This window comes from Burkholderia sp. FERM BP-3421 (assembly GCF_028657905.1).
Classification (GTDB): Bacteria; Pseudomonadota; Gammaproteobacteria; order Burkholderiales; family Burkholderiaceae; genus Burkholderia.
Genome location: NZ_CP117781.1, coordinates 2,037,610 through 2,049,913, shown reverse-complemented (window position 1 = coordinate 2,049,913; position 12,304 = coordinate 2,037,610). Strand labels below are relative to the sequence as shown.

Here is a 12,304-nt window from a genome sequence, read left to right as displayed (position 1 = left end):
TCTCGTGCGGACGGGTTGACGGCGGCGTGGCTTTGCCGCCGTCCGGCTTCGAGATCCGCTGAGCAGCGCGGACCGGCACAAGCCGGTACGCGCGCCACGCGTTCCAGCGCGCACCGGCCGCCGGCGGCATGTGCCGTCCGATGAGCCGCGGGCGGAAGGTTTCTTCAACCGCTTGAATTCCCGCCTTTGATGTCAGAGATCGAAGAACACCGTTTCGCGCGCGCCCTGCATGTGGATGTCGAAGCGGTACACCGGCACGCCGCCCGCGGCCTGCGGCTCGCGGCGCGCGAGCAGGGTGGCGCGCCGCTCGGCCGGCACCCGCGCGAGCACCGGGTCCGCGTCGTTCGCGGCGGTCTCGTCGTCGAAATACACGCGCGTGAACGCGTGCGTCAGGATCCCTCTCATCATCACCGTGACGTCGACGTGCGGCGCGCCGCCGTCCGGACCTCGCCCGGGCTTCACGGTTTCCACGACATAACGCTGCGCCGCATCGGTGCCGGTGCCGACCCGCGCGAAGCCCGTGAAGCCGAGCGCGGCCGCGTCGGCGCGCGAGGCCGGGTAGCGGCCCGCGCCGTCGACCTGGGTGAATTCGAGCACCGCGTCGCCGACCACCTGGCCGTCGCCGTCGAACACCTGGCCGACCAGCCGCACGTGCTCGCCCGCCGCATGGGGCGCGGCGATCGTCGCGGTAAACAGGCTGGTCAGATCGTAGTGATACTGCTGCGGGCAGAGGCCGTAGGCGAAGTACGGGCCGACCGTCTGCGACGGCGTCTGTTTCAGGGTCGTCATGTTCAACGCTCCAGCGGGGTGGCGTCGCGGCCGCGCAGCACGATGTCGAATTCGTAGCCGAGCGCGTAGCCGGGTTCGGTGGTGCCGATCTCGAAACGCGAGACCAGCCGCTCGCGCGCGTCCTCGGGCGTGCCCTGGAAGATCGGATCGAGCGCGAGCAGCGGATCGCCCGGAAAGTACATCTGCGTGACGAGGCGCGAGCCGAAGTAATCGCCGAACAGCGAGAAATGAATATGATTCGGTCGCCAGGCGTTCGGGTGGTTGCCCCACGGATACGCGCCCGGCTTGATCGTCAGGAACCGGTACCGGCCGTCGGCGTCGGTCAGGCAGCGGCCCGCGCCGAGGAAGTTCGGGTCGAGCGGCGCATCGTGCCGGTCGACCTTGTGCACGTAGCGGCCCGCCGCGTTGGCCTGCCAGATCTCGACCAGCGTGTCGCGCACCGGGCGGCCGCCCTCGTCGAGCACGCGGCCCGTGACGATGATGCGCTCGCCGAGCGGCGCGCCGTTCTTCACCGCGTTGCGGGTCAGATCGTGGTCGAGCGCGCCGAGATCCTCGGCCCCGTAGACGGGCGCATGCTGGTCGCGCAGCTTTTCCCGCAGCGGAATCAGCGGCCGGGTCGGGCCGCGCTTCACCGACGAGCGGTAGTCGGGGTGGAGGTAGGCGGGATGCGACGGCCAGTCGCGCGGCGCGAGGTAGGAATCGTCCATCGCGGGTCTCCGGGTTGATTGGAAGGATGGGGGACGCCCTGACTTTAGCGAATCCGGAAAGTTATGCAAAATGACGTTTTTTCGATCGTCGTATAACCATCCGTTATGCAAAACCGTATCGCCGACGCGCGCGTCAAGTTCCGGCACCTGCAGTGCTTCCTCGCGGTCGCGCAGTTCGGCGGCGTGCAGCGGGCGGCCGAGAGCCTCTCCATCACCCAGCCGGCCGTCTCGAAGACGATCGCGGAGCTGGAGTCGATCCTGGGCGTGAAGCTGTTCGAGCGCAGCCGCCAGGGGGCGCAGCCGACCCGCGACGCGCAGCTGTTCCTGCCGCACGCGAGCGCGTGCGTGCTCGCGCTGCGGCAGGGCGTGAGCCTGCTGGCGCGCGGCGGCGGCGGCGCGGCCGCGACGCTCGAGATCGGCATGCTGCCGACGGTCGCGGCCGCGCTCGCGCCGCCGCTGCTGAAAGCGCTCGCCGCGCAGTGGCCGCGCCTCGTCGTGCGGATCGCGACCGACGCCAACGCGGCCCTGCTGGCGCGCCTGAAGGCGGGCGCGATCGAATGCGCGATCGGCCGGCTGTCGGAGCCGGAGCGCATGGTCGGGCTGACGTTCGAGCAGCTTTACAGCGAGCCGCTCGTCGCGGTCGTGCGGGCCGGCCATCCGCTCGCCGCGGACCCCGCGGCGGCGGCCCGGCTCGCCGGCTACCCGGTGGTATTGCCGCCTTACGGCACGCTGATCCGGCAGGCCGCCGATCAGCTGCTCGGCGCGAGCGGCGCGCCGCCGCTCGAATCGTTCGTCGAGGCGCTGTCGGTCTCGGTCGGCCGCGCGCTCGCGCTCGACAACGACGCGGTCTGGTTCGTGCCGCGCGACGCGGCGCGGGCCGATCTCGCGGCCGGCGCGCTGGTGCTGCTGCCCCTGCCGGCGGCCGGCGCCGACGAGCCGGTCGGCCTGATCCTGCGCACCGATACGCAGCCGTCGGCGGCGGCCCGCACGCTGATCGAGGCGCTGCGCGCGGTGGCGCATGCGCGCCGCGACGCGGGGGCCGCGGGTGGACCCCGACGACGCCGTGCACGGGGGGCGGCCGCGCATCGTACATAATGCCCGCTAGGCAGGTTTCCAATTCGATCAAATAGCGTCGCGGTTGTTTATACAAGCACAAGCATGAAATCCAGACATGCCGGGGTGCGCAGTCGTCGGGGCGCAGGGCAGCGGATGCCGTTGGGCTACGCAGTGATTGCCGGAGGCGTGGCGGTCGCGATCGTCATGATGTCGATCTGCGCCGCCATTCTGCGCGACAGCCGCGCGGACGCCTTCGAGCGCGCGCAGGACGGCGCGCGCAATACCTTGCTGATGATCGAACGCGACATCGCGCGCAATTTCCGCATCTACGACCTGACCTTGCAGGGCGTCGTCGAGGGCGTCGACAAGCCCTGGGTGGCCGCGCTGCCGCTTGCGCGCCGCCGCGAGGTGCTGTTCGACCGGGGCGCGGCGGCGAAGTGCATCGGCATGATCTACGTGCTCGACGAGACGGGGCGCGTCACGCTGACCTCGCGCGACGAGCCGTTGCCGGTGATGCATTTCGCGGACCGTGATTTCTTCACCGCCCAGCGCGACGCGTCCGACCGGGGCCTGTACGTGAGCGCGCCGTATCGCGCGCGGCTGCGCGACGGCGATCCGAGCATCGCGCTGTCGCGCCGCCTGCAGGCCAGCGATGGCCGGTTCGCGGGCGTCGCGGTGCTGGTGGTGCGGCTCGAGTATTTCAAACAGCTGTTTGCCGGGCTCGAGGTCGGCCCGCACGGTTCGATCGTGCTGCTCCACGCGAACGGCCAGCTCGTGATGCGCACGCCGTTCGACGACGCGCTGCTCGGCCGCGAACTGCGCGACACCGGGCAGTTCGGGCGCATGCAGTTCGGCCGCTCGGGGTCGTTCACCGAGGTCTCGGCGATCGACGGCGTGCGGCGCAACTTCCTGTACCAGCGGCTCGAAGGCGTGCCGCTGATCGTGCAGGTCGCGACGGCGGAGCAGGACACCTATGCGGACTGGCGCGAGCGCGCGTGGCGCTTCGGCGTGTTGACGGGCGCGTTCAGCCTGGCGTTCATCGGCATGAGCATCTGCCTCGCGTACTCGCTGTGGCGCAAGTCGGCGGCGGAAGCCGCGCTTGCGCGGCTCGCGCGCACCGACAGCCTGACGGGTCTCTACAATCGCCGCACGCTCGACGAGACGCTCGAGCGCGAATGGCGGCGCGCGGTGCGCGGCGAGCGGCCGCTCGCGATCCTGTTCGTCGACATCGACCACTTCAAGCGCTACAACGACGCCTACGGCCATCAGGTCGGCGACGAGGTGCTGGCGCGCGTCGCGCGCTGCATCGACGGGCAGGCGGGGCGCGCGGGCGACGTGGTCGCGCGCTACGGCGGCGAGGAGTTCGTGGTGGTGCTGCCCGACACCGATCCGGCCGGTGCGCGGGTGGTCGCGCAGCGGATGCGGGTCGCGGTGCGCATGCTCGGCATCGCGCACGTGCGCTCGGATGCGGGCATCGTCACGGTCAGCATCGGCGTCTCGGTGTGGGAGCCGCGCCACGGCGCGGCGGCGCCCGAGGTCGGCGCGGTGGTCGAGGCGGCCGACCAGGCGCTCTACCAGGCGAAGGCCGGCGGGCGCGACCGGGTCGTGTACCTGGGGCTCGCGTGAGGCGCCGCCGGCGCCCGGCGGCGGCGCGCGCGTGTCAGAAGTCCGGGCGCACGGTCGGCATCACGTCGCGCCGGTCGCCGAACACGCTGAAGAACGCGCTCGGCGGACGGATGGCGTCGTCGTGATTGAACAGGTTGTTGGCCTGCCACGACGCCGCGACGTGCTGGTTGATGCGAGAGCCGAGCCGGGCGTTGAAGATCGCGTGGCCGCCCTGCTTGACGCCGCGCGAGATCCAGGTCCGCGCGGGCATGCCGCCGCCGATCGATACGCCGCGCAGCGGGCCGTGCGCGACCGGGCCCGCCGCGCGCCTGCGCGACACCGTCAGCGTCCCGACGCCGCCTCGCCGACCAGCGCGATCGTGAAGCCGTCCCAGCCCTTGCTGCCCACGGTCTGCAACGCGGTCGCCGTCAGGCGCGGCTCATCCGCCATCCGATCGAAAAACCGCCGCACGCCGTGGACGCGCGGATCGTCGCTGTCCGGATTCGCGACCTCGCCGTCGCGCACCACGTTGTCGCCGACGATCAGCGTGCCGGGGCGCGACAGCTTCAGCGCCCAGTCGAGGTAGGCGGGATTGTTCTCCTTGTCCGCGTCGATGAACACCAGGTCGAACGGGGCGTCGCCGGGCAGGCGGCGCAGGCTGTCGAGCGCCGGCCCGACGATCACGTCCACGGTGTCGGCGAGGCCTGCCGTCGCGAGATTGGCGCGCGCCACCTCGGCATGCCGCGCATCGGCTTCGAGCGTGACGACCCGGCCGCCCGGCGGCAGCGCGCGCGCGAGCCAGATCGTGCTGTAGCCGCCCAGCGTGCCGATTTCCAGAATGCGGCGCGCCTGGATCATGCGCGCGAACAGCGCCAGCAGGCGGCCCTGGTTCGGCGCGACGTCGTGCGCGGGCAGGCGCGCGGCCGCGTTGGCCGCGAGCACCTGTTCCAGGACGGGATCCGACGGGATGAGCCGATCGGCGATATAGGCGTCGACGCGGGACCACTGTGCCTGCATGGCGTGCTCCGGTGAGTGGGACGAACGGGACGAACGGGACGAACGGGACGAACGGGACGGGCGAGCGGGACGCGCGGCGTCCCGGACGAAGCGTTCATTGTCGCGTACGGGCGCGTCCCGCCCAAGTCCGCACCCGTGAGGAACGACACCCGGGGCGTCGTGACGAGCGGTCCATTTTGCGCGCCGGACCGAGCCGCTAAGGTTGAGTCATCCGCCGGCCGAGCCGTTGAGCGCGCCGGCGGATCCAGCCCGCGCGGCGGCGGCGAGCGCCGTCCGGCCGGCGGGATCGATCGCAGCACCTTCAAGGAGAGCGTCATGGCAACACTCGTCAACATCACCCAGGGCACGCCCAACGCGGTACAGATCTGGGGATTCCACGATCCCTGTTCGGTCCGCGACGTGGCGGCGGCCCTGAACACCATCGCAGCGGGCCTGAGCGGCGAGGGCCACACGATCCACATCATGTCGGGCACCCACGGCTACTGCAGCGGGCAGGTCGGCGCGGTGGCCACGCGCGACCAGCGCTTCGCGCAGGAGGATCGCGCGCTCGCGTCGCCGAAGACGAAGGACAACAAGGCCGTCGCGCTGGCGGTGCATGACTTCAACACCGGCACGCTGGCCGCGCCCGACTACGTGACGGCGGCGATGTCGAAGCTGAATACGGACATGCGCGCCATCGTCGGCACCACCACGGGCACCGCCACCTTCCTGCTGGCGTATTGCTGCAGCGCGGGCACGCGCTGACGGGGCGGACGACGCGCGGCATCGGGATGCGCGGCGGCGTCCGGATGCCGCGCGTCGTGACGGCCGGCGCGCCGCGCCCCGGGCCGGGCGCGCCTCAGCGCGCGCGCCGCGGCGCGAACCGCAGGTAGAGCAGCGCCGCCGCCGCGAGCCCGAGGGCCCAGGCGAGATACCAGCCGGTCGTCACGAACAGCGCGGCCACCGCGACGAGCGCGATGCACGCGCAGCGATGCGCGAAGCCGCCGCGCGGCAGCAGCTTCATCGCGGCGGCCGCGCCGAGCGCATAGACGAGCACGAAGCAGCCCGACGTGACGAGCACCAGCGGCTTCGGCCCGACGCCCGCCAGCACGGTGGCGACGAGCGCGCCGCCCGCCAGCGCGGCGAGCACCGCGAGGCTGCGGCGCGGCACGCCGCCCGTCTCGCTGCCGTGCGCGAACCAGGCGGGCAGCGCGCCGTCGCGGCCGAGCGCCGCGCCGAGCATGGCCGCGCCCGCGAAGTACGCGTTCATCGTGCCGAGCGTCAGCAGCAGCGCCGCGACCGTGGCGAGTCCGCCCGCCGCGCCGCCGATCCCGCGTTCGATCAGCGCGGCGAGCGGCGCGCGCGATGCGCCCGCCGTCGCGCCGAGCACCAGCACGCTCGCGGCGGCCACCGACAGGTACAGCAGCCCGACCACCACGACCGCGACGGCGGTCGAGCGCGGCAGGTCGTGGGTGGGGCGGCGGAATTCCCCGGCGAGATGCGTGATCGCCTCCCAGCCCGCGAAGCTCCAGACCAGCAGCGCCGCCGCATGGCCGACCGCGAGCCAGCCGTGCGGCGCGAAGGGGTGCAGGTTGTCGAGGCGCGCATGCGGCGCGGAGGCGAGCACGGCGGCCAGCAGCAGGGCCACCAGCAGCGCGGACAGCACGACCTGCATGCGGCCCGACACGGTGACGCCGTACGCGTTGGCCGCCGCGACCGTCGCGATCAGCAGCGCGGCGGTGACGATCTCGGTCGTGGCGCCGCCGCCCAGCATCGCCGCCACGTAGGCGCCGCCGAACAGCGCGGCGGCGGGCGCGCCGGCCGGCACCGCGAAGTAGAAGCACCAGCCGACGATTGCCGCCGCGCGCGGGCCGAAGGCATTGCGCACGTAGGTCGAGACGCCGCCCGCATCGGGGTAGCGCGCGCCCAGCGCGGCGAAGGTCGCGGCGAGCGGAATCGACAGCAGCACGAGCGCGGCCCAGGCGAGCAGCGACGCGGGCCCGGCGACCTCGGCCGCGAGCGCGGGCAGCGCGATCACGCCGGTGCCGAGCACCGCGCCGACATAGAGCGCCGCGCCCTGCACGATGGTCAGCGAGCCGGACGCGGGGGCGTGCCGGGCGGCGGCGAGTGCGCCGCTATCGGCGGAATGGGGCATCGGGTGTGTCTCCTGAGGAAAGCGGGCCGCCTGCGATGGGCGGCGCGGGGTGGGTGAAGCGAGCGACGATGGTAGCGGATCGCGCGGCGGCGCGCTTGGGGCCGCGCTCAACGCCGATGCGCGAGCCGCAGCCGCGCGTCCTCCTGCTCGGCCGGCGCGAGGCCGTCGGCGTAGACGAACTGGCCGGCGACCAGCGACGCGATCGGCACGCCGTCGCGGTACAGCACGCGGTTGCCCGTGAGCGCCGGCACCTTCGCGCCGGGCAGCAGGGTGCCGGCGAGATTGAGCGGATCGGCCCCGCTCACGCAGGTCAGGCGGCCGTCGGGCGGCTGGCGGCGGATCTCGCGCAGCACCGGGATCGCGTCCGGCAGCGCGAACTGCTCGCCCGCGAGCCCCGCGATGAAGCGCCCGCCGCGAATCTCGCCGCGTGCCTCCAGGCGCTGGCAGACGCGCAGCAGCTCGCGCCAGCTCGGCAGCCACGCGGCCTCGCGTTCGAGCAGCCGCCAGCACAGCACGCCATAGCGGCGCAGCAAGGTCCAGACGACGTGTTCGAGCGTGTCGCGCGGCGTCGCGCCGGGGTTCGGCGCGGGCGACGGTTCCGGCGCGGCGGCGGGCGCGGGCCGCTGCACGAGCGCCCAGCGGCCCGCGTCGTCCATGCCGCCGAGCAGCGCGCCGCCGTGCCGGGTGCGCGGCGCGCGATAGCCGCCGCGTTTCACGCTCGGCTTCAGCAGCGCGCGCAGGCCCGCGAAGCTGTCGGCGTGCGCGAGGCCCGCCGCGACCAGCTCGCCGAGCGCGCCTTCCAGTTCGACCGGCAGCAGGTGCGTGTCGGCAAGCAGTTCGTCGAAGAACATCGCGCCGTGCGCGGCGAGCGCGTCGCGCACCCGCAAGCCGCGCGCCGACAGCGCGACGGCGGCCTCGGGTGCGTGCAGCGTCTGCCAGCGCGCGAGGTCGCGGCGCGGCAGCAGCACGATCGGCGTGGTGCGCACCGGCGCGCTCGCGCTTTTCGCGGCCGCGCCGATTCGCGCCCAGGCCAGCTTGCCCGACCGGCACAGCGTGTCGAGCCCGCCCGTCAGGTAGTCGCCGAGCCGGGCCGGCAGCAGTTCCTCCTCCCACGCGCCCGCCGCGGCCTCGAAGCCTTCGAGCTGCGCGACCACGGCGGCGAGCGCCTCGGGCCCCGCGCCGCGCGTGTCGGACGCGACCCGCTGCCAGTGGATCAGGAAGCGCATGAAGTCGGCGCGCTCGACCGGTTCGATTTCGCGCCGCAGCCGCTTGACCGTGTAGCGATGGATGCGGGCCAGCAGATGGCGTTCGCACCATTCGTCGTCGGTCGCGCCGGGCGAGAAGCGGCCGCGCATCACGTAGCCCTCGGCTTCGAGCGCGGCCAGCGCGGCGTCGAGCGTCGCGGGCGGCAGCCCGAGCGGGGCGGCGATCGCGCGCACGGTGAGCGGGCCGAAGCCGGTGAGGCGGGCGCGCAGCACGTCGACCAGCGCGGCGGCCGGTTCCCAGCCGGCGTCGAAGCCGGCGGGCGGCTTGAGCGGCGGCGTGACGCGCGCGCCGGGATAAAGCGCGCGCAGGCAGGCCACGCGCTCGGCCGGCAGCCACAGGCCGCCGCCGTCGACGAGCGCGACGCGCGCGGCCCGCTTGCCGGCCGCCAGCGCATCGAGCCAGCCGCGCCAGCCGTCGCGCGCGTCGACCTCGGCGTCCGCGAGGCACGCGAGGCCGAGCAGCGCATCATGCATTTCATCGGCGTCGCGCACGAGCGGCCACGCCTCGTCGCGCACCGCGTCGATCGCGCCGGGGTCGAGCGCGCCGAGATCGTCGGCGGCCTCCGGGTCCTGCCAGCGGCGCGCGCGCACCGCCTGGGTGCGGCGCTCCTCCAGCGGCGCGTCGTCGAGGAACGCATAGGGCTTCGCGTTGAGGATCTCGGCCGCGAGCGGCGACGGCGCGGGCAGGTCGCGCGCGACGAGTTCGATCGCGCCGCGCTCGATGCGGCGCAGCAGCGCGAGCCAGCCGTCGGTGTCGAGCGCGTCATGCAGGCAGTCGTCGAGGGTCTGGTCGACGAGCGGATGATGCGGCACCTCGCGCTCGCCGACCAGGTTCTCCGCGCACGCGACCTGATCCGGGAAGACGGTCGCGAGCAGGTCCTCGCTCTTCATCCGCTGCAATTGCGGCGCGGTCTTGCGGCCGCCCGTGTAGCGCGGCAGCGCGAGCGCGGTGGTGGCGTTCCAGCGCCAGCGCACGCCGAACAGCGGCGCGTCGAGGAGCGCCTGGACCAGCACGTGCTCGGCGCTCGCGGGCCGCAGGTAGCGCCACACCTCGTCGAGCACGAAGCTGTGCGCGAGCGACAGCGACAGGATGATCGCGTCGTCGGTCGCGGCCGCCTGCAATTCGAAGTTGAAGGTGCGGCAGAAACGCTTGCGCAGCGCGAGCCCCCACGCGCGGTTGATGCGGCTGCCGAACGGCGTGTGGATCACGAGCTGGGTGCCGCCCGATTCGTCGAAGAAACGCTCCATCACGAGCGTGTCCTGGGTCGGCAGCGCGCCGAGCGCCGCGCGGGCGCGCGCGAGATAGTCGACGATCTGCCGCGCGGCCTCGGCGGGCAGCGCCAGATCGTCGGCGAGCCAGCGCAGCGCGGGCGCCGTGCGGCTCGCGTCGGCGTCGTCCGCCGCCTGGATCGCGCCCTGCGCGAGCAGCGCGTCGAGGCGCGCGCGCAGCCGCGCGACGCCCAGCGACAGCTCGTCGCTGCGGCCCGGCGCCTCGCCGATCCAGAACGGGATGTTCGGCATCTGCCCGTGCGCATCCTCGACGCGCACGCGGCCCGACTCGACCCGCAGGATCCGGTACGACTGGTTGCCGAGCTGGAACACGTCGCCCGCGAGGCTCTCGATCGCGAAATCCTCGTTGACGGTGCCGATGGTCAGGCCCTGCGGTTCGAGCAGGACCGTGTAGTCGGCATTGTCGGGAATCGTGCCGCCCGAGGTGACGGCGGTCAGGCGCGCGTTGCGCCGCCCGCGCACGGTGCCGCCGACCACGTCGCGATGCAGGTACGCGCCGCGCGCGCCGCGCCGGCTCGTGAAGCCGGTCGCGAGCATCGCGAGCAGCTCGTCGAAGCGTTCGCGCGGCAGCGTCGCGTAGGGGGCGGCGCGGGTCAGGCAGCGATACAGCGCGCCTTCGTCCCATTCCGCGCTGCCGACTTCGGCGACGATCTGCTGCGCGAGCACGTCGAGCGGTGCGTGCGGGATGCGCACCGCATCGAGTTCGCCGCGCCGGATGCAGTCGAGCAGCGCCGCGCATTCGACCAGCTCGTCGCGCGACAGCGGAAACAGGCGGCCCTTGGGCACGCCGCCGACGTGGTGGCCGGAGCGGCCGACGCGCTGCAGGAACGGCGCGATCGCGCGCGGCGAGCCGAGCTGGCAGACCAGGTCGACGTCGCCGATGTCGATCCCGAGTTCGAGCGAGGCGGTCGCGACGAGCAGCGTGAGCTTGCCGTGCTTGAGCCGCTGCTCGGCGTCGAAACGGTATTCCTTCGCGAGGCTGCCGTGATGGGCCGCCACTGCATCGCGGCCGAGACGGTCGGCGAGATGGCGTGCGGCGCGCTCGGCCATGCGCCGCGTGTTGACGAACACGAGCGTCGTGCGGTGCGCGGCGGCCAGCTCCGCGAGCCGGTCGTAGATGCGCTCCCACGCGTCGGTCGCCATCACGGGTTCGAGCGGGATCGGCGACAGTTCGAGCGCGAGATCGCGCGTGCGCGCGTGGCCGATGTCGACGATCGCGCAGTCGGGCGGCGCGTCGGCCGGGCCGCCGACGAGAAAGCGCGCGACCGCGTCGATCGGCTTTTGCGTCGCGGACAGCCCGATGCGCGGCAGGCGGCGGCCGGCGAGCGCGTCGAGGCGTTCGAGCGACAGCGCGAGATGGCTGCCGCGCTTGTTGCCGGCCAGCGCGTGGATCTCGTCGACGATCACGGTGCGCGCGGTCGCGAGCATGCGCCGCCCGGACGCCGACGACAGCAGCACGTACAGCGATTCCGGGGTGGTCACGAGCAGGTGCGGCGCGCGCTTGCGCAGCGCGCTGCGCTCGGCCTGGGTGGTGTCGCCCGTGCGCACCGCGGTGCGGATCTCGGGCGCGGGCAGGCCGCGCTGCGCGAGTGCCTCGCGGATGCCGGCGAGCGGGGCGTCGAGGTTGACGTGGATGTCGTTCGACAGCGCCTTGAGCGGCGATACGTAGACCACGAGCGTCGCGTCGGGCAGCGCGCCGTCGTGGGCGAGCGCGTCGCGGACCAGCGCGTCGAGCGCGCACAGGAACGCGGTCAGGGTCTTGCCGGAGCCGGTCGGCGCGGCGACGAGGGTCGAGCGGCCGGCCTGGATCAGCGGCCACGCGGCCGCCTGCGCGGCGGTCGGCGCGGCGAAGCGGGACGCGAACCACGCGGCGACGGCAGGGTGGAACGCATCAAGCGCGGTGTTGGCGGAGCGGGTGGCGGCGAGATCCATCGAGGCTCGGAAGCGGGCGGCGCGGCGGCCGGCGAAGACGACCAGTGTGCCAGACATCGGTGCGGGGCGCAGGCGGCGCGGCGGGCGCGAGCCGGACGGCGGCCGTTCACGAGCGCGCCGCCGGGGCTCGGTCGAGAGGGCTGCGGCGCAGGCGTGGAGGCCGGAGCGAGCGAGGCGCGCGAACCGCTCGGGGCGGTGCGCTTTCCGAATGCCCCGAGCGGGGCCGGACCTCTCGCGCGAAACCCGCTGCAAACCGACCAACTGTCTCTCGTCCTGGCCGCGCTGCTGTCGGCGTTCGCGGCGACGCCGCCGGGCGCCCGCGTGACGAAGGACGGCGCGCCGGCGCCGCTCGATGTGCGGCGCGGCCCGGGTGAGGCGAGGCTCCGCCCGAGCGCCGTGCCGTTCGGCGCGCATGACTCATCCAAGCGGCGAACGCGTGCGCGCGGTCGCGGCAACGGGCGTGCTGCGCCGGCTTTCCTGATCGAGATGCGCCGACGGCGTTGATTGCG

10 protein-coding genes are annotated in these 12,304 nt (G+C 73.6%); 4 read left to right on the top strand and 6 right to left on the bottom strand.

Annotated elements, in window-relative coordinates; all coding sequences use genetic code 11:
* Positions 1-192 precede the first annotated feature (192 nt).
* Positions 193-789 carry a protocatechuate 3,4-dioxygenase subunit alpha gene (pcaG, locus tag Bsp3421_RS12035; RefSeq protein WP_273996185.1) on the bottom strand — a complete coding sequence of 199 codons (597 nt, stop codon included), beginning with the start codon at positions 787-789 and terminating at the stop codon, positions 193-195.
* A 2-nt stretch (positions 790-791) separates the two neighbouring features.
* A complete protein-coding gene (pcaH, locus tag Bsp3421_RS12030) occupies positions 792-1,496 on the bottom strand; it encodes a protocatechuate 3,4-dioxygenase subunit beta (RefSeq protein WP_273996184.1) in 705 nt (234 codons plus the stop codon).
* Positions 1,497-1,601: 105 nt separating this feature from the next.
* Between pcaH and pcaQ the strand changes: the two genes are divergently transcribed.
* Both pcaQ and Bsp3421_RS12020 read left to right on the top strand, forming a co-directional pair.
* Entirely contained in the window at positions 1,602-2,591 is a 990-nt protein-coding gene (gene pcaQ, locus Bsp3421_RS12025) for a pca operon transcription factor PcaQ (RefSeq protein ID WP_273996183.1), read from the top strand.
* Positions 2,592-2,705: 114 nt separating this feature from the next.
* Positions 2,706-4,178: a GGDEF domain-containing protein gene (locus Bsp3421_RS12020; RefSeq protein WP_273998366.1), complete on the top strand. Its 1,473-nt coding sequence runs from the start codon at positions 2,706-2,708 to the stop codon at positions 4,176-4,178.
* A gap of 34 nt (positions 4,179-4,212) precedes the next feature.
* On the opposite strand, the gene Bsp3421_RS12015 is transcribed toward Bsp3421_RS12020, so the two are convergent.
* Positions 4,213-4,497 carry a hypothetical protein gene (locus Bsp3421_RS12015; protein WP_273996182.1) on the bottom strand — a complete coding sequence of 95 codons (285 nt, stop codon included), beginning with the start codon at positions 4,495-4,497 and terminating at the stop codon, positions 4,213-4,215.
* A 2-nt stretch (positions 4,498-4,499) separates the two neighbouring features.
* Positions 4,500-5,174: an O-methyltransferase gene (locus Bsp3421_RS12010; RefSeq protein ID WP_273996181.1), complete on the bottom strand. Its 675-nt coding sequence runs from the start codon at positions 5,172-5,174 to the stop codon at positions 4,500-4,502.
* Between the two features lie 315 nt (positions 5,175-5,489).
* On the opposite strand from Bsp3421_RS12010, the gene Bsp3421_RS12005 reads away from it, so the two are divergent.
* The gene (locus tag Bsp3421_RS12005) at positions 5,490-5,918 is read left to right on the top strand and encodes a hypothetical protein (RefSeq protein WP_273996180.1); all 429 of its coding nucleotides are present in this window, start codon (positions 5,490-5,492) and stop codon (positions 5,916-5,918) included.
* Between the two features lie 94 nt (positions 5,919-6,012).
* Here Bsp3421_RS12005 and Bsp3421_RS12000 read toward each other — a convergent pair whose 3' ends face one another.
* Complete coding sequence (locus Bsp3421_RS12000; protein WP_273996179.1) at positions 6,013-7,308, bottom strand: APC family permease; 1,296 nt, start codon at positions 7,306-7,308, stop codon at positions 6,013-6,015.
* A 107-nt stretch (positions 7,309-7,415) separates the two neighbouring features.
* Positions 7,416-11,795, bottom strand: coding sequence for a DEAD/DEAH box helicase (locus Bsp3421_RS11995; protein ID WP_273996178.1), 4,380 nt, complete (start codon positions 11,793-11,795; stop codon positions 7,416-7,418).
* Between Bsp3421_RS11995 and Bsp3421_RS11990 the strand changes: the two genes are divergently transcribed.
* A complete protein-coding gene (locus Bsp3421_RS11990; RefSeq protein WP_273996177.1) occupies positions 11,745-12,299 on the top strand; it encodes a hypothetical protein in 555 nt (184 codons plus the stop codon). The genes Bsp3421_RS11995 and Bsp3421_RS11990 overlap by 51 nt on opposite strands.
* Positions 12,300-12,304 lie beyond the last annotated feature (5 nt).